At 57.3% G+C, this 17,465-nt stretch carries 16 protein-coding genes, 1 other RNA gene and 1 riboswitch; of the genes, 6 read left to right on the top strand and 11 right to left on the bottom strand.

The window, feature by feature from the left end; genetic code table 11:
- Positions 1 to 155: 155 nt before the first annotated feature.
- From GOW16_RS16690 to GOW16_RS16715, 6 genes are all read right to left on the bottom strand, one after another.
- Positions 156 to 1,748 (bottom strand): ABC transporter ATP-binding protein, encoded by a 1,593-nt coding sequence (locus GOW16_RS16690; RefSeq protein ID WP_170417070.1) that lies wholly within the window; start codon positions 1,746 to 1,748, stop codon positions 156 to 158.
- A gap of 2 nt (positions 1,749 to 1,750) precedes the next feature.
- Positions 1,751 to 2,062, bottom strand: a complete 312-nt coding sequence (locus tag GOW16_RS16695) for a hypothetical protein (protein WP_170417072.1) — start codon at positions 2,060 to 2,062, stop codon at positions 1,751 to 1,753.
- Entirely contained in the window at positions 2,059 to 3,165 is a 1,107-nt protein-coding gene (locus GOW16_RS16700) for an ABC transporter permease (RefSeq protein WP_170417074.1), read from the bottom strand. Before GOW16_RS16700 ends, GOW16_RS16695 begins: the two co-directional genes overlap by 4 nt.
- The gene (locus GOW16_RS16705) at positions 3,166 to 4,251 is read right to left on the bottom strand and encodes a microcin C ABC transporter permease YejB (protein ID WP_170417076.1); all 1,086 of its coding nucleotides are present in this window, start codon (positions 4,249 to 4,251) and stop codon (positions 3,166 to 3,168) included.
- Between the two features lie 5 nt (positions 4,252 to 4,256).
- The gene (locus GOW16_RS16710; RefSeq protein ID WP_170417078.1) at positions 4,257 to 6,200 is read right to left on the bottom strand and encodes an extracellular solute-binding protein; all 1,944 of its coding nucleotides are present in this window, start codon (positions 6,198 to 6,200) and stop codon (positions 4,257 to 4,259) included.
- A gap of 176 nt (positions 6,201 to 6,376) precedes the next feature.
- A complete protein-coding gene (locus GOW16_RS16715) occupies positions 6,377 to 6,883 on the bottom strand; it encodes a c-type cytochrome (protein WP_170417462.1) in 507 nt (168 codons plus the stop codon).
- Positions 6,884 to 7,002: 119 nt separating this feature from the next.
- Between GOW16_RS16715 and GOW16_RS16720 the strand changes: the two genes are divergently transcribed.
- Positions 7,003 to 7,836 (top strand): prephenate dehydratase, encoded by an 834-nt coding sequence (locus GOW16_RS16720; protein WP_170417080.1) that lies wholly within the window; start codon positions 7,003 to 7,005, stop codon positions 7,834 to 7,836.
- Here the strand turns inward: GOW16_RS16720 and GOW16_RS16725 are convergent.
- Genes GOW16_RS16725 through nudC form a run of 3 tightly spaced genes read right to left on the bottom strand, consistent with a single transcriptional unit; the run spans position 7,833 to position 9,836 of the window.
- Positions 7,833 to 8,315, bottom strand: a complete 483-nt coding sequence (locus GOW16_RS16725) for a GNAT family N-acetyltransferase (RefSeq protein ID WP_170417082.1) — start codon at positions 8,313 to 8,315, stop codon at positions 7,833 to 7,835. The two genes, GOW16_RS16720 and GOW16_RS16725, sit on opposite strands and share 4 nt — an antisense overlap.
- 32 nt (positions 8,316 to 8,347) lie before the next feature.
- Entirely contained in the window at positions 8,348 to 8,815 is a 468-nt protein-coding gene (locus GOW16_RS16730) for an SRPBCC family protein (RefSeq protein WP_170417084.1), read from the bottom strand.
- 40 nt (positions 8,816 to 8,855) lie between these two features.
- Positions 8,856 to 9,836, bottom strand: a complete 981-nt coding sequence (nudC, locus tag GOW16_RS16735) for an NAD(+) diphosphatase (protein WP_170417086.1) — start codon at positions 9,834 to 9,836, stop codon at positions 8,856 to 8,858.
- A 207-nt stretch (positions 9,837 to 10,043) separates the two neighbouring features.
- On the opposite strand from nudC, the gene GOW16_RS16740 reads away from it, so the two are divergent.
- The 3 genes from GOW16_RS16740 to rsgA all read left to right on the top strand — a co-directional run bounded on the left by GOW16_RS16740 (position 10,044) and on the right by rsgA (position 13,199).
- Positions 10,044 to 11,873 (top strand): bifunctional 2',3'-cyclic-nucleotide 2'-phosphodiesterase/3'-nucleotidase, encoded by a 1,830-nt coding sequence (locus GOW16_RS16740; RefSeq protein WP_368039930.1) that lies wholly within the window; start codon positions 10,044 to 10,046, stop codon positions 11,871 to 11,873.
- A gap of 39 nt (positions 11,874 to 11,912) precedes the next feature.
- Positions 11,913 to 12,011: signal recognition particle sRNA small type (ffs, locus tag GOW16_RS16745), an RNA gene on the top strand.
- A gap of 159 nt (positions 12,012 to 12,170) precedes the next feature.
- Positions 12,171 to 13,199 carry a ribosome small subunit-dependent GTPase A gene (rsgA, locus tag GOW16_RS16750; protein WP_170417090.1) on the top strand — a complete coding sequence of 343 codons (1,029 nt, stop codon included), beginning with the start codon at positions 12,171 to 12,173 and terminating at the stop codon, positions 13,197 to 13,199.
- A gap of 8 nt (positions 13,200 to 13,207) precedes the next feature.
- On the opposite strand, the gene GOW16_RS16755 is transcribed toward rsgA, so the two are convergent.
- Complete coding sequence (locus GOW16_RS16755; RefSeq protein ID WP_170417092.1) at positions 13,208 to 14,065, bottom strand: alpha/beta hydrolase family protein; 858 nt, start codon at positions 14,063 to 14,065, stop codon at positions 13,208 to 13,210.
- A gap of 144 nt (positions 14,066 to 14,209) precedes the next feature.
- Positions 14,210 to 14,428, top strand: a riboswitch (cobalamin riboswitch).
- A gap of 84 nt (positions 14,429 to 14,512) precedes the next feature.
- Here GOW16_RS16755 and GOW16_RS16760 point away from each other — a divergent pair.
- A complete protein-coding gene (locus GOW16_RS16760) occupies positions 14,513 to 14,920 on the top strand; it encodes a hypothetical protein (RefSeq protein ID WP_170417094.1) in 408 nt (135 codons plus the stop codon).
- 10 nt (positions 14,921 to 14,930) lie between these two features.
- On the opposite strand, the gene GOW16_RS16765 is transcribed toward GOW16_RS16760, so the two are convergent.
- Positions 14,931 to 15,425 (bottom strand): protein-tyrosine phosphatase family protein, encoded by a 495-nt coding sequence (locus GOW16_RS16765; protein ID WP_254429821.1) that lies wholly within the window; start codon positions 15,423 to 15,425, stop codon positions 14,931 to 14,933.
- 157 nt (positions 15,426 to 15,582) lie between these two features.
- On the opposite strand from GOW16_RS16765, the gene GOW16_RS16770 reads away from it, so the two are divergent.
- Positions 15,583 to 17,334, top strand: a complete 1,752-nt coding sequence (locus tag GOW16_RS16770) for a DNA polymerase III subunit gamma/tau (protein ID WP_170417096.1) — start codon at positions 15,583 to 15,585, stop codon at positions 17,332 to 17,334.
- The last annotated feature ends 131 nt before the right edge of the window (positions 17,335 to 17,465 follow it).

Here is a 17,465-nt window from a genome sequence, read left to right on the forward strand (position 1 = left end):
CAAAGGTGTTCTCCAAACAATACCGCGAAGACGACGATACACAGGGCAACTTTGGCAGAGAAAGAGGCCCAGGATTCTGCGCTAAGAAAGCTCAGCAAGCACGAGACACCAATAAACCAAGCTTTCCCGACATAGTCTTTGCCGGCTTTTTCATGTTATCCCGCCGCCGCGATCAACTCGCGGGTATAATCCGTCTGCGCGTTCTCGAACAGGTCCTCGGCCGCGCCCATTTCGATCACATCACCGTTTCGCATGACAATCACGTTGTGAGACATCGCGCGGACGACTTTGAGATCATGGCTGATAAACAGATAGGCCAGCCCGTATTTACGTTGAAGATCGCGCAACAGGTCGACGATCTGAACCTGCACTGTCATATCCAGGGCACTGGTCGGCTCATCCAGAACCAGAAGTTTGGGCCGCAGCACCATGGCACGTGCAATGGCAATACGCTGACGCTGACCGCCAGAGAACTCATGCGGGTAGCGGTCCATCGCCGCCGGGTCCAGGCCAACCTCGGTCATCACTTCAGCCACCAGCTCGCGCGGTGCGCGATGGGGGTCAACTTTGTGGATCGCCAACCCCTCGGCAATGATCTGCTGACAGGTCATCCGCGGGCTCAGACTGCCGAACGGGTCCTGGAACACGATCTGCATGTCCTTACGGAGGCGCCGCAGCTCTCGGGTGGACCACCTTCTGACATCCTCATCACGAAACGTGATGCTACCCTCGGACGCGATCAGCCGCATGATCGCCAGCGCCAACGTTGTCTTACCAGAGCCGCTTTCGCCGACGATCCCTACCGTTTCGCCCGCCCGTACGCTGAGCGTAGCGTCGTTTACCGCCTTCACGTAACCAACAGTGCGCTTCAGGAACCCACGCTGGATCGGGAACCAGACCTTCAGATGGTCCGTGCGCGCAACCTCCTCGGCGTCGGGCGCCACGGGATCGGGGTGACCAGAGGGTTCAGCCGCCAGCAGTTTGCGTGTGTAAGGGTGTTGAGGGTTGTCAAAAATCTCGCGGGTTTCACCAGTCTCAACAATCTCGCCATCCTTCATCACACAGACCCGGTCGGCGATGCGGCGCACGATCCCCAGATCGTGGGTGATAAAAAGCATCCCCATATTCTCAGACTTCTGAAGCTCGGCCAACAGTTCGAGGATTTGCGCCTGAATGGTCACATCCAGAGCAGTCGTAGGTTCATCCGCAATCAGAATGTCGGGCTTATTGGCAAGCGCTAGGGCGATCATGACACGCTGACGTTGACCGCCGGACAATTGATGCGGATAGCTGTCCAGCCGCTCCTCGGGGTCGCGAATACCGACCTTTGTCAGCAATTCGACAATCCGGACGCGCGCCGCGTCGCCGGTCAAACCCTGATGCAGGGCCAGTGATTCCGCCATCTGTTTCTGGATCGTGTGCAGCGGGTTGAGCGAGGTCATCGGCTCTTGAAAGATAAAGCTGATATCGTTGCCGCGCACATCCATCAGGCGCTGCTCGGATGCGCCAATCATCTCTTGCCCTTCATAGGTGACCGAGCCTTCGACAATTGCGCTGTCACCTAGCAAGGATACTGTCGACAGCGCGGTCACCGATTTGCCTGACCCGGATTCGCCTACCAGAGCAACCGTTTCACCGCGGCCCACGGTAAATGACACCCCCTTGACCGCAGCAGATACCTGACCGTCTTGCTGAAAGGACACGCGCAGGTCCCGCACGTTCAACAGTGGCGCTGATTCAGATCCCATTCTCAAAGCGCCTCCAGGGCTGTGTACATATAGGCCACCCAAACTGCGCTGAGCAGCGCCGACACTTGCAAAAAAGTCGGAAACGTCCTTTTGACGCCATATGTGATGGCGCTGGCGAGCAGGGAAAACGTTCCCGGCCCAAAAAGGACCACAAACATCAGGCCAATGACTTCGAACCGGATTGGGCCGGACGGGTGAGACTGGACTAAATCAACCCCAAGCCAAACCAAAACCCATGCGATGTAGCCCAGCGCCGCAAGGCTGGCGTACAGGATTCCTCTGGCCGCCAAGTTGTTGCTCGCATCAACGCTCATGAGAACGTCTTTCTGGGATCAAACGCATCGCGGACGCCTTCGAAGATAAAGACCAGCAGCGACAGCATGATGGCAAAGGTGAAGAAGGCGGTGAACGCCAGCCACGGGGCCTGCAGGTTCTGCTTGGCCTGCAAGGTCAGCTCACCCAAGGATGGGGCCGAAGATGGCAGGCCGAAGCCCAGAAAATCCAGCGAGGCCAGACCGCCGATTGTTCCCGTTACGATGAAGGGCATGAAGGTCAGTGTGGCCACCATTGCGTTGGGCAGCATATGGCGGAACATGATCGTCATATTCCCTACGCCCAGCGCCCGCGCGGCGCGCACGTATTCCAGATTTCGCGCCCGCAGAAACTCGGCGCGCACGACGCCCACAAGTCCGGTCCAGCCGAACAGGATCATCAACGCGACCAGCAGCCAGAAACTACGCCCAAGTATCGCAAACATGATGATGATCACATAGAGCGATGGCGTAGCCGACCAGATTTCGATGATGCGCTGGAAAATGAGATCCAGCCATCCGCCGAAAAACCCCTGAATGGCCCCGGCGAAGATACCAATCAGACTTGCCACACCCGTTACGACAAGGGTGAACAAGATCGACAGACGGAACCCATAGATTACGCGGGCCAGCACATCGCGTTTGGTGTCATCAGTGCCCAGCAGGTTCTGGCCGTTGGGCGGTAGCGGCGCGGCGCCGGGGCGATCCACGCTGGTATTGTAGGAATAAGGGATCAACGGCCAGACGGTCCAACCGCGTTCAAACCCGTCCGCCTGAAAGCTGCCGGATTTGATTTCGTCGATGATCCCCTCGGGGTCGTCGAAACACGACTCCAACCCACCGCTGTCGATCAGGCACTGCACCTCGGGGTCGCGATAAATCGCTTCGGTCTGGAAATCACCGCCGAACTCGGTTTCTGGATAGAAGTTGAAGATCGGCGTGTAAAACTCACCGCGGTACTTCACCAGGATCGGTTTGTCATTGGCGATGAATTCGGCAAACAACGATAGGCCGAACAAAATTGAGAAGATGATCAGCGACCAGAACGCCCGGCCATTGCGCCGGAAATTGCGCCAGCGGCGCTGGTTCAGGGGGGATAGTGCCATTTACCCCTCCCGCTTTTCGAAATCGATACGCGGATCGACCAACACATACATCAGATCGCTGATGATGCCGACAACCAGCCCCATCAGGCCAAAGATGAACAACGTCCCAAAAATCACCGGGTAATCCCGGGCCACGGCAGCCTCGAACCCCAGGCGACCAAGACCGTCGAGCGAGAAGATCGTTTCGATAATGATCGACCCCCCGAAGAAGACGCCGATGAAAACAGCAGGGAAACCCGCGATCACGATAAGCATGGCATTGCGGAACACGTGCCCGTACAGAACTTTGCTTTCGCTTAGCCCCTTGGCACGAGCGGTCATGACGTATTGCTTTTTGATTTCGTCCAGAAACGAGTTCTTGGTCAGCAGCGTCAGTGTCGCAAAGGCCGAGATCGTCAGCGCGATGATCGGCAAGGCGATGTGCCAGAAGTAGTCAACAATCTTGCCAAACAGGCTCAGGCTCTCCCAATTGTCAGAGGTCAGCCCCCGCAACGGGAATATTTGCCAGTAAGAGCCACCGGCGAACAGCACCAGCAGCAGGATGGCAAACAAGAAGCCTGGAATGGCGTAGGCCACGATAATCGTACCACTGGTCCATGTATCAAAGGTCGATCCGTCCTTGATGGCTTTGCGAATACCCAGGGGGATCGACACCAGATAGGCAATCAACGTGGACCACAAACCCAGAGAAATCGAAACGGGCATCTTCTCGAGCACCAGGTCAATCACGCTGATTGACCGGAAATAACTCTCACCGAAATCCAGCGTCAGGTAGTTGCCCATCATCGTAAGGAAACGCTCGACCGGAGGTTTGTCGAACCCGAACTCTTTCTCCAGTTCCTCGATGAACTCTTTTGGCAAACCTCGGGCGCCGATATATTCACTGTCCGAACCAAAGGTCTCTTCGGCCGGCGCACCTTCGCCCCCGGCAAAACCTGCGAACACGTCACCTTCGCCCTGCATCTGAGCCAGTATCTGCTCGATCGGGCCACCTGGCACAAATTGTACCAAGGTGAAGTTCACAATCATGATTCCAAGTAGCGTCGGTATGACCAGCAAAAGCCGGCGAAGAATATACGCGCCCAAATCGGTTACCTCACCGCGCCAGCAGCTTTCAGTTTCTGGTACTTCTCTTCGTTAAACCACCAGAAGTCAAACTGCCCGACGGCCAATGGCGGCAACACTTCGGGATGCTCGAACATGTCGTAATAGGCAACCCAGGTATCCGAGACGTAGCCGCTTGGCACTTGGATGCGGAGATACCGCAGGACGCGGTCCAGAGATTTTAGCGCTGCGATCTCTTCCTCGCGAGACTTCGTGTCCAGGGACGCGTCGATGATGGCGTCTACAAGCGGCTCCTGCAGGGATTGGGGGTTATAGGAGGAAACAACAGCGGTTTCAGACCCATAGGCCTGTTTCAGGCCGGTGCCCGCCTCCAGGAACGGCTGGTTACGGAAAAAGATCATGTCGAAATCTTTGTCATAGTACCGCTGAATCCACTGTGCGCTGTCGATCTTTTCGACCGTCACCGCAACGCCAAAACTTTCCAGATTCGCAGCGTAAGTCGTCACAATAGCCTCGGCCGTATCCGACGAAGAAGCGTTGAGCATAATGGTGATCTTAAGCGGATTGCCGTTCGCGTCCTGCAGTTTTCCGCTGCTCGATACCGTCCAACCGGCCTCCTCGAACAACTTGAGGGCTGTTCGCTTGTTGCGACGGTCCACTGTACGATCCGCATTCGAGGTATGGGCACGTACCGCTTCCTGCGTGAAAAGCTCTTCGGGAACCATATCACCTAAGGACCGCAAGAAAGCTGTTTCCATCTCGTCGGGCAAGCCATCTGCCGCGACTTCCGAGTTTTCAGCGAAGGAATGGCGCGGTTCCGTCAGGCCGAACTGAAGGGATTCGGACGTCCATTCAAAATTGAAAGCCAACCCAAGCGCCTCGCGGACCTTGATGTTGTCAAACGGCGCGCGTTGCATGTTGAAGATGAAACCCGATGGCGATGGAGGCGCCATGACAGGAATGCTTTCGCGTTTTACATATCCATTCTGAACTGCCGGGAAATCGTACCCGGTGGCCCATTTCTTGGTGCTACCTTCTGCACGAAATGTGTAGATGCCCGCTTTGAACGCTTCGAACTCGGCGGCATCATCAGCAAAATACTCGACCCGCACGGTTTCAAAGTTGTGCCGTCCAACATTGATCGGCAGGTGCCAACCCCAATAGTCGGGGTTTCGGCGATAGACGATATAGCGGTTTATCTCATAGTCATCGAGCACATATGGGCCGCTTCCCATTGGTGTCACAAGGCTTTGCTTATCCAACCGTTCGCCGGTTTTTTCGTACCAGGCTTTCGAGAATACGGGCGTTCCGCCGACCTGCGAGATAAGCGACCGGCGCGAGATACCGTCAACAAAGTTGAACTTGATCGTGTGGTCATCGATGATCTCGTATCCCTCGATGCGCTGCTTGACCGCCCGCGCATAGCTGCGGATGCCCTGTTCAAGGAAAAGGTCGTGGGTAAACGCTGCATCATGCGCAGTTAGCGGTGTGCCATCCGCGAAACGTGCCTCGGGCCGCATGTAAAAGATGCACCATTCCTTGGTACTGGGGTACTCAACGGATTCTGCCAGCAAACCATAGGCTTCAGTGATGGAGTCCGCAGGCGAGGCCGATCCAAATGGACTGTCGCCAAACATGCTTTCCGCGATCAAGCCAGAGTAAAGACCTGCTTTGCCTTGCCAGTTGAATCGGTTCATGCCGTCGAAGGTTCCCCGCGATGAAACCGAAATCTCACCGCCAACAGGCGCATCGGGGTTTACGTATTCGAAATGTTTAAAATCTGGTGGGTATTTGAGGTCGCCAAAGAAGGAATACCCGTGTGCCTTGATAATTTCGCTGTCGGAGGCTCCGGCAGCCGTTGCTCCGCTCAACCCTGGTGTTATGGCGGCTACGGCGCTTCCCCCCATCAATTGCAGCGCTGTTCTCCGCTTCATCATCGTCAGCGTCGATTTCGTGCGATTTTGTGTCATACCCGCCTCTTCTACAGCCCTTGCAACGTCTTAATGCGCTTAAACCTAGCTAAAGGTCCAGCACTGACAGTTTCAAGTTTAGAGTGCGTGAACACTTTGTGAAGATTTACTTAGACAAAAAATAAAGCCGCTGCACGAGGCAGCGGCTTTTGAATACGTCGAAACTGAGCGCAAGATCAGTTGATGGTCTGCAGGTAGGCAATCAGGTCGGCCCGGTCTTGTGGTTTCTTCAGACCCGCAAAGCTCATGGATGTGCCTGAGATGTAAGCACTGGGGCGGGTCAGGAACGCGTCCAGTGCTTCGGGTGTCCAATTGCCGCCATGCGCCTGCATCGAGGCTGAATAGCCGGTGAAGCCCTTGGCCGAAGCGACGGGACGATCCACGATTGCATACAAGTACGGGCCGGTTCCGTTCGCGCCATCTTCCAGCTTGTGGCAAGCAGTACACTTGCGGAACACTCTGGCGCCTTTTTCCGGGTCAGCGGCGGCCAGCATGTCTTCGAACACCACTTCTTCACCGTCAGCGCTTTCACCCGAGCTTTCGGTTTCGATAATGTAAGAGGCTGTCTCACCATGCCCATCCGCATGGTAAAGCACTTCGGCACCCCATTTGGCCAAAAGCAGCACCAGGAAGGTGCCAAACAGGCCTGCTGCGGCCTTGGTAACTGTCATCGTGTCGAACATTGATCGCGAGTCCATTTCAGCTGTCTGCGGGGTGTCTAAGGCTTCCCCTGACAAGAGGCAAGGTATAGACACCGCGACTAAACGCCCAATTATCGAACTTGTTGCACGGAATCGACCAAATGACCAAACGTATTGCATTTCAGGGAGAACCCGGCGCCTACAGCCATGAGGCTTGCCGCAATGCCCGCCCGGATATGGAGGTCCTGCCCTGCCGGACTTTCGAAGATGTGATCGAATCGGTGCGCGCGGGCGATGCCGATCTGGCGATGCTGCCGGTTGAAAACACCACGTATGGACGGGTCGCAGATATCCACCGCTTGCTGCCCCACAGCGGGTTGCACATTATCGAAGAAGCGTTCGTGCGGGTTCACATCAACCTTCTTGCCGTTCCAGGGGCCAAAATCGAGGACGTCACAGAAGCGCATTCGCATCTGGTTCTATTGCCGCAATGCGCCGGTTTTCTGAAAGAACACAACATCAAAGGGCGCGTCAGCCCCGACAATGCGCGGGCCGCACGCGAGGTTGCTGAGCAAGGCGAGGTACACTCAGCAGCATTGGCCAGCGAGTTGGCGGGCGAGATTTATGGCCTGAACGTTCTTGCCCGGAACATCGAGGACCGCGACAACAACACCACGCGCTTTTTGGTGATGTCACAGCAGGCCGACATGACCCGCAGGGGTGAACACGGCATGATAACCAGCTTTGTTTTTCAGGTGCGCAACATTCCGGCCGCGCTTTACAAGGCGATGGGTGGATTTGCGACCAACGGCATCAACATGACCAAGCTGGAAAGCTACATGCTCGACGGATCCTTCACCGCGACCCAGTTTTACGCTGACATCGTGGGCCACCCCGACGACCGGAATGTTCAGCTTGCGATGGAAGAGCTGGAACATTTCACCACCAACGTCGAGATTTTGGGTGTTTACCCGGCTGCTCAGCCGCGTGGTTAAGGCTCTCGGCCTCGGGTCACGGAAAAGCATTTGCACCGGGCACCGTCGTGCTGCCGGTAATCCACAAAACCCATCGCTGAATAAAAGGCCAAACCTTCGGCGTTTGTGGGCGATATGGTTGCATCAATGGCTGAAAGGCCACTTTCCTGCGCCGCCAAAAGCGTTGCGCGAAACAAGGCGCGCCCGACACCGCGCCGGGCGGCTGACGGGCGGATATGAGTTCCAATGACGCCCCACCCAGCCGGAGCGCCATATGGATTGTTTTCGACCGCCCATTTCAGCGACTGAAATCCCAGAATCTGTTCCCCCTGGACGGCAACAGAACACCTGATCCGATCAGGATCGGCCACGTAGTGTTCGCGCGCAAAATCAACATCACAGCGTTTCTTGCGCTTTCCTGCAGCGGCGATTTCCTGCAACACCTCCGAGATGCCCTGGGCGTCCTCCAAAACCGCCTCGCGGACTGCAAAGCTATCCATATTTTCGCCCTCCAGATATCGGGGCAACGAATTCAGCCACCATGAATGTGACGTTGTTCCATTTCCCGTGCGAACTCGGTCAGGCGCAACTGAAACTGTCGGCGAAATCGGGATTGCCCAAGCCTGAGTGATTGCAACAACAGCCGCGCGGGCAGGGATTTGGCCGACAGAGACATATCAACGCTCAAGCGCGTGCGGCGCTGCGACAGCGCCAACAGCTCGACCGTCGTGACCCCGTTCATCCCCTTACTTGCCGCTTCGAAGCGCATCAGCGAAGGCGGGTCACACTCGGCCATCTGGACGGAAATCTGGCGTGGCTTTCCGCGCAGCCTGAATTCCGTCTCCCAACTGGTGCCTGGAACAACGCCCATTTCACCCGAAGTTCGCCGCACCTCGATCCCGCGTCGCATCGCGATCCGCTCGAATCGGTCAAAATCGGCCACCATTTCAAACACCGAGTTGATAGGAGCTTCGATATCTTCGCGCGCTGTAAACTGCATCGTGGTTCGGGGTTCTCTCGCTTTTCAGCTTAGTATTTTGTCAGTCCAACGTATCCGCAAGCCAGTTTTGCAGTAGAAAGTGCGCAATAGCACCCTTGCGGGCTGGCAGTAAAACGGGGTGTTCGCCGGCAAAAGCCTGCATCATCTCGGATTTGGTCACCCACATCGCATCTTCGATTTCAACCGGGTCGATGCTGATATCTCGCGACAACGCCTCACCCGCGCAGCCGAACATCAATGAGGCCGGAAACGGCCAGGGCTGGCTGGATAGATAACTGACCTCACCTACAGGCACCCCGGCTTCTTCCATCACTTCCCGACGGACCGCCGCCTCGAGCGTCTCACCGGGTTCGATAAACCCGGCCAACAACGAGTACATCCCTTCAGGCCAACCCGGCGAACGTCCCATCAGGACGGAATCGCCATAGGTGATCAACATGATGACAACCGGATCGGTACGCGGGAAATGCTGCCCGCCGCACGACGGGCAACTGCGTTGCCACCCGGCCTGCACAAGTTCGCTGGCTGCGCCACACCGAGCACAAAACCGATGCGTTTCATGCCAGCCGATCACCGCCTTGGCCGAGGCCGCCAATTCCGCGTCCCGCGCCGACAATCGGGTCATGATCCTGCGTAGTTCGGCAAAGACATAGCCGTAAGGCAAATCCGGGTGCTGCTGCTCTGATTTATCGATAAAGGCACCGACACCGGACACATCCAGCCCATCAGCCGTCCAGCCCGATATATCAGCAGCAAACACCGGCGCGTTGTCTGACAGCCCCAGGAATACAGGCTGTTCGACAGAGCCACCCGGCCCGTTTTCAACCAGCTTGTGCGACATCGGGATCAGCCCCAGCTGATCCAACGCCTCACCCTGAACCAAAACCTTGCCGCGCCACAACAGCAGGCATTTTGCACTGGGATCTGTCAATGCGCGCTCGATCGCTTCGGCATCACCACGAAAATGCGCCGCGCGATCCAGCCCCGAGCCACCAAACGTCACATATTCCGCATTTTTCATAAGTTATCCTTAGGCTTGTCCGCACAGGGCTGCCATGTCGGCCAAGCAGTTGCAACGGAATTTCACGCCCAAAACCACAGGTCGCCATCGAATGAATGCAGCTAATCCTTGCAATTCACTGTGATTAACCTTTTTGTTGAAAATGACTAAGACAAAACCGCTAAAAGTAGAAATTTGAAACCTTCCTTTTCTCTGCCTTCGCAGACCGTGCGGGTCCGGATACTGGCCACAACCGATCTTCATATGAACCTGCGGAGCTTTGATTACTATTCTGACACACCTGATCCCACAATTGGTCTGACCCGAACCGCCAGCCTGATCCGGCAAGCCCGGACCGAGGTGCAAGCGGAAGGCTCGATCGTGTTACTTTTCGACAATGGCGATTCTTTGCAGGGAACACCGGTTGGAGATCTGGCCGCAGAGCAGGTTGAAAAGCCGCATGCGCTGATGCAGGCTTTTGCTGCACTGGGGTATGATGCAATCGGGTTGGGCAACCACGATTTCGGGCTCGGTCTGAACGCATTGAACCGCATCCTTTCACAGGCACCCTGCCCAGTGGTTTGCAGTAATGTCCATCAATCCGGCGCAGCCTCGATATGGCAGGATGAAGCGGTTTTAACGCGCCAGATTGAGGCGGAGGGGCTGCCAACTTCTTTAAAGATCGGCGTGTTCTCGGTCGTGCCACCGCAAACCCGGAATTGGGAATCTCATCGGCTGAACCATGATGTCCGGGTAGATGACATTTTGGTCTGCGCGCGAAAGAAGGTGTCAGAGCTTCGATCCAATGGCTGCGACGTGATCGTTGCTCTGGCCCATTCGGGTCTGGGTTCTGCCGACGCCACACCCGACCTGGAAAACGCGATTATCCCACTTGCTGGTATTGACGATATAGACGCCATCATTGCTGGCCATACCCATTTGACACTGCCGGGGAAATCTCATGTTGGGCTGGAACACGTCGATGCCACTGGTGGCCTTGTGCATGGCACGCCTGTTGTCATGCCAGGATTTGCCGGATCCCACCTTGGCGTGATTGATTTGGCGCTAACCGGAACGGAAGAAAAGGGCTGGTCGATTACGGCCCATTGTGCGGAACTGCGCCCGGTTTCAGGTGCTGACCCGGCCCCCGAAGACCCGTCGCTTGTGGCGCTATTTTCAGACGTGCATACGGCAACACGAAAACGGGTCGAGAACCCGATTGGTCACACGGATCAGCATCTGCACAGCTATTTCAGCTTTTGCGCCAGGGATCGCGGGCTTGCGATAGTGGCCGCGGCGCAGGCTTCTGCTTTGCGTCAGAACCTGAAAGGTACTGCCTATGACGCGATCCCTTTGCTGTCCGCTGCCTCCCCTTCGAAGTTCGGTGGTCGCGCCGGGCCTCGTTTTTTCACAGACATCCCTGCGGGCGTGATGCGCATGCGGCACGTGGCCGACCTGAACATCTTTCCAAACGAGCTTCGTGCGGTCGTGGTTTCCGGAGATCACATCAGCGATTGGCTTGAAATGTCGGCAGGTGTTTTCAATCAGTTGAAATCTGGCACTCAGACCGAATTGGTCAATCCTGACCGAGCTGGGCACAATTTCGATGTTCTATTCGGCTTAACCTACGTGATCGACCTGAGCGAGCCGCCTCGGTTCGATGCGGTCGGACAGCTGGCAAATCCGGGCGCTCGGCGCATCTCGGACATACGTTTCGATGACCGCCCGGTGACGGCAGAGCAGCGATTTGTGGTTGCACTGAACAACTACCGAGCCAGTGGCGGCGGGCATTTTCCATTCATACGTGACGCCGAACCCATCAACGTTCCAACCCTGTCGATCCAAAACGTGCTGAAGGACTATCTGGCCGATGCACTGTCGACAGAATCGCTGGGACAGGGGCCCTGCCCGTTCAGATTTGCACCCATGCCGGGTTCCTTGGGGCTGTTGAAGACAGGCCCAAAGGCACAGTGTCACCTCGCGGACATCGCAGAGTTCAATCCAAAGCTGACCGGCACGGATGCCGAAGGGTTTTTGCAAGTTCAACTCTCACTGTGACGGGTTGTCATTTCCGCGTGCCTTGCCTATATCGAGTGTCGAGAGGTTGGCGCGGGCGAGCGCCTCGCCAACCTGGTCAGGTCCGGAAGGAAGCAGCCACAACGAGCCCCGCTTGGGTCGATGTCCAACCTCTCACTTTACTCAGACCCGTAGCCACAGGAGGGCTTTTATGATTGTAGCGAAAACCCTTCAGGCAAACCGTTTCTGAGACCCATTCTCGAACCTGCCTGAACACATCACCGATGGATGCGCGACCGCCATCCAGTCGGCTCGCTGTATCTGAACACAGGCAGACCAATGTCTTTTACACTTTCGGACCTGGGATGGTCCTCACACTTTGCCGCTCAACACGCGGCCAATCCTTCATGCGTTCCCTTTCGCATCACAGAGGTTCACCGCGACCGCCTGATCGGCGCAAATGACAGTGGGGAAGCCCCGCTGCTAAGCCCCAACCGACCGACAGGCGACTTTGCCGTTGGTGACTGGGTACTGGCGGATGATCAAAACCGCGTTCAGTACTTGCTGGACCGTCGAAGCCTTTTGAAACGCCGCGCCGCCGGAACCGGGGCCGAGGCTCAGTTGATTGCTGCTAATGTGGATGTGCTGTTCATCGTCAGTTCCTGCAATGCTGACTTCAATCTGGCCCGACTGGAACGATACTTGGCTTTGGCCCATCAAGCCGGCTGTTACCCGGTCGTCATCCTGACCAAGGCCGATACCTGCACCGATTCTGAACAGTACTCCAAAGCCGCCGAGTCGCTGGCTCCGTTTCTGACTGTGATGGCAATCAATGCTTTGGATGCTATGGACGTGCAGCAAGTTCTGTCCTGGTGCCCGACAGGACAGACCGCTGCACTGGTCGGCTCATCTGGAGTGGGCAAAACTACACTGGCCAACGCCATGACGGGTCTGGATGAAGCAACGTCTGGTATTCGCGAGGACGACGCGCGCGGGCGGCACACGACAACGGCGCGCGCGTTGCACCCAATGCAGAACGGCGGATGGCTGGTCGACACACCCGGCATGCGGGCATTGCGGTTGCTGGATGCGCAGGATGGCGTCGATGAGGTCTTTTCCGACATTCTGGATTTGGCTCAGACCTGCCGTTTTTCCGATTGCCAGCATCAGGCCGAACCGGGATGTGCTGTACAGAGCGCGATTGCCAACGGATCACTGGACGCCGAGCGGTTGGAGCGTTGGCGAAAGCTGCGGCGCGAGGATGAAAGGAACTCGGAAACCGTGGCCCAATCTCGTGCGCGCGACAAAGCCTTTGGCAAAATGGTACGGTCAGTGATGCAGGACAAGAAATCCCGCAAAAGGCTGTAAGTACCGGCTCAGGCAATCAACCGAGGCCAGATGGCTGCATTTCGGCGCGCAAATGCGCCGATGTGGCCGACCTCGGTCAAACCAAAGTCCTTCGGCGTTAGCTGATGCCGGCGCGCTTTGGGACCGTACAGATCGGCCAACCGCCAAACCGCGTTCGGGGGCACCACCTGATCATCGTCCATTGTGAACAGATCAACGGGTGTTTCCGACGCGGCCCAACGGGCATCTGGAAGGGTTTTGCCGATATCCGGCACGTAGTTCAGCGCAGCCGTGCACCATTTGCGCCACTGCCAATAAACGCGTGCCGGAAGGTCCGAGCCGAATCCAAGCGCCTTGCCCGGAAGATATCCCAAGGCCTTTACCAGCAATGGCGGGTGGCCATACCAAAACATTGTCGCCAGCGCGCGATAAGGCCAAGGGTGGTCGGATAAAGTCACCAAACCTGAACAGACACAGATCATCCGATCGATTTGCTCAATATCCGGCTGAATTGGCCCCAGCATTCCACCGACCGAATGGCCAATGCTCCACTGCTGTGCGGCGGGGAATCTGCGCCGCATTTCAGCCCGGGCGGCAGGCATGTCGATCAACGCCCAATCGGCCATCGTAGCCTGGGAGTCGCGCAGACGCCCGCGCAGCGAATGGCCAAAGTCACGATAGTCATAAGTCAGACAGGCCATACCCTGCTCTACGGCCAACCATTGTGCGAAATGCTGATAGTAATCGCGCGGCACGCCCGTGGCTGCATGGATCACGACGGCCACATCCGGCGCGGAAACAGGCGTGTACAAACGTGCGGAAAGGTTGGCCTCCCCGGCAGAAAACACAAAATCTTCGGTCAAAACCGTCGGAGTATTGTCCAACATCGCGCCCTCGCAAGCATCTGAACTGTTCGGTTCACCTGTAGCAATCGGCGCTTTTACCCGGCTAAAGTCAATAGATTTTCAAAGTGACCAAGCGTCCGATTGAAGGACGGAAAAGAGCCAGCTTGACTCAGGCCCTAGGCAACCGGTAGCGATTACGTGATGGTTCTCGTTCTTATATTGGGACGGGATGAAAAGGGAACACGGTGCGGTCCAGCCCGGCGATGCCGGAACGGACCAAGGCCGCGACTGCCCCCGCAACTGTAAGCGGTGAGCAATGCCGAAACACCACTGGTCGAAAGACTGGGAAGGTCGGCAAAGCGATGACCTGCAAGTCAGGAGACCTGCCATCGAAGTAGAAACCGAAACTCGGGCGGGGTGTCCGGACAGGTCTTCAGTGCGCTGAGTTCCCTGTTCCACGTCCCCCGTCCACCGCGCGGAGGGCGCATTATGATCTGGAAGACAACGACCCACGAATTCACCGCAACCCTGTGCCAGAAAACGGGAAAAACCTGCCCCGCATTGGCCCGAATGGCTCGGGCTTTGACCGACGCAATGGCCACAGCGCAACCGGTAACAACCAGCGAGTTTGAGGTGGAAGGCTCCGGCGAGCTGGCCCATTGCACCGAGGGCTGCACCGCGCGGTTTCGCGCCAGCCCATCGCAGATCAGAGTCTATTGCGGGGCAAACGCAGGCGACCCGGCAGATATGCTGGACGACTACGCCGACATGATGTTTGGCCCGGAATTCGCCACTTTGCCTTCTGGTGTTTTGACTACTTTGCCTTGCGCCATGCTGCAGGCATCGGCCCTTGCGCCGCACCCATCGCAGCAAGTCGTACAGCAGGCCACCGCCTGATCTTGTTTCATCAATCGCTCTGGGCCTGTTTCATGGCCCAGGCCATCTGCTGGTCGGTTTCCACCGCGCAGGGCCGGACCAGGCGCAACCTGCCAAGTGCGAGGTCTGGATCTTCTCCGCTTTCGATCATCAGCCTCAAGACAATCATCCCCGACCGGCCACAACCGCCCCGGCAGTGCACTAGCACACGTCCTCCGCCGGACAGTATTTGTCGCGCGGTTGCGCTTACCTTCGGCCAAAGAGCTTCGATCTTCGGTGGGGGCGTACCAAAATCCTCGACCGGAAGGTGCATCCAGATCGCGGACTTGTTTTGAACATCCTGACCAAAGCCGCCTGCACCCAGTTGCTGCATCTCGGCCTCGGTGGTCATGGATACAACCAGATTGGGGGTCCAGTCGTACATCACCGTCAAATCTTCTGCATATCCGCCATCGCCACCTGGCAGTGGGGACAGTGCCAAGGTGCCCGAACCAACGCATAGCGGGTATATTGCAAAATTTGCCAACGCTCGCGCTCCTTTTATCTTCGGCCCGCCCGACCACGAGTGCCGGTTTATCCTGACTGCCGAAGCAGTCCAAACCGAATTTCCTCAAAGCCTGCTGTGGACGCGGGCGGCGCGGGTCTCTACGCTGCGTTTCTGACACGAATCCGACAGAGCAGACATGACCGAAACGCCCAGCCCCGCCTATCAGGTTCTTGCCCGCAAGTACCGCCCCGAAACCTTTGCAGATCTGGTTGGACAGGACGCAATGGTGCGCACGCTGAAAAACGCGTTCGAGGCGGACCGGATCGCGCAAGCCTTCATCATGACTGGTATTCGCGGTACAGGTAAAACCACCACGGCACGGATCATCGCCAAAGGCATGAACTGCATCGGCCCGGATGGCGAAGGCAAACCAACGACTGAGCCTTGCGGCCAGTGCGAGCACTGCGTTGCCATCATGGAAGGCCGCCATGTCGACGTGATGGAGATGGACGCCGCCAGCCGCACCGGCGTGAACGACATACGCGAGATCATCGATAGCGTCCGCTATCGCGCTGCCAGTGCCCGCTACAAGATCTACATTATCGACGAGGTCCACATGCTCTCGACCAGCGCATTCAACGCGCTGCTCAAGACGCTTGAGGAACCGCCCGAGCATGTGAAGTTCATCTTTGCGACAACCGAAATTCGCAAAGTGCCGGTAACCGTGCTGTCTCGTTGCCAGCGGTTCGACCTGCGCCGGATCGAACCTGAAGACATGATCGGTTTGCTCAACAAAATCGCTGCGGCGGAAAACGCGCAGATTGCGGAAGACGCGCTGGCTTTGATCACGCGCGCGGCCGAAGGCTCCGCGCGCGATGCCACCTCGCTGTTGGATCAGGCGATCTCACATGGTGCGGGGGAAACCAGCGCCGATCAGGTTCGCGCAATGTTGGGCCTGGCGGATCGCGGGCGGGTGCTGGATCTGATGGATATGATCCTGCGTGGAGATGCGGCGGGGGCATTGACTGAGCTGAGCGGCCAATACGCCGAAGGAGCCGATCCGCTGGCCGTCCTGCGGGATTTGGCGGAAATCACCCATTGGGTCTCTGTCGTGAAAATCACTCCGGATGCAGCCGAGGACCCGACCGTCTCACCGGATGAACGCGCGCGCGGTCAACAGATGTCCGAAGCGCTGCCGATGCGGGTATTGACGCGGATGTGGCAAATGCTGCTGAAGGCGCTGGAAGAAGTCTCTGCTGCACCCAACGCGATGATGGCGGCAGAAATGGCCATTATTCGTCTGACCCATGTGGCCGATCTGCCAAGTCCGGAAGAACTTATTAAACGGCTGCAGGACGCGCCTCCTCCCCCGCCGAATGGAGGGCCCGGCGGCGGTGTAGCCGTGCCGAGTCATGCGCCCACGCAGACGACGCCGTCGGCGCATCTTTCGGCGCAACGCGGCCCGGCAGGCGCACCCACCGCAGCATTGGCTCAAGACATCCAGACTGCGCTGGCGCGTTATCCGACCTTCGAACACGTGGTCGAACTGATCCGCACCAACCGGGACGTCAAACTGCTGGTCGAGGTCGAAAACGGCGTGCGTCTGGTCTCGTATTCCCCGGGCCGGATCGAATTCACACCCACTGACAACGCCCCGACCGACCTGGCGCAAAGACTTGGTTCAGCATTGCAACGCTGGACCGGGAACCGATGGGCTGTCTCAATCGTGGCAGACGGGGATGCCGCGACGATCGCCGAGGTCCGCGATGCAGCCGATCTGGCGCTTAAAGCGCAAGCCGAACAACATCCAATGGTTCAAGCCGTTCTGATGCAATTTCCCAAAGCGCGCATCAAGCGGATCGAAACTCCGGAAGAACGCGCGGCCAAGGTCGAAACCGAAGCCCTGCCTGAGGTCGAAGACGAATGGGACCCGTTCGAAGAAGACTGATCTTTGCGCCTAAACCGGAAACACTCCTGGGCCCAAGCGGAGGATAGGTCTTGCTATAGGCCTTGACGCCAAGCGGGAGAAGCTCTCCCCTTGTACCATACCAGCGGCATCCGTATTTAGGCGACAAATCG

This window comes from Ruegeria atlantica (genome assembly GCF_013033965.1).
Taxonomy (GTDB): Bacteria; Pseudomonadota; Alphaproteobacteria; order Rhodobacterales; family Rhodobacteraceae; genus Ruegeria; species Ruegeria atlantica_D.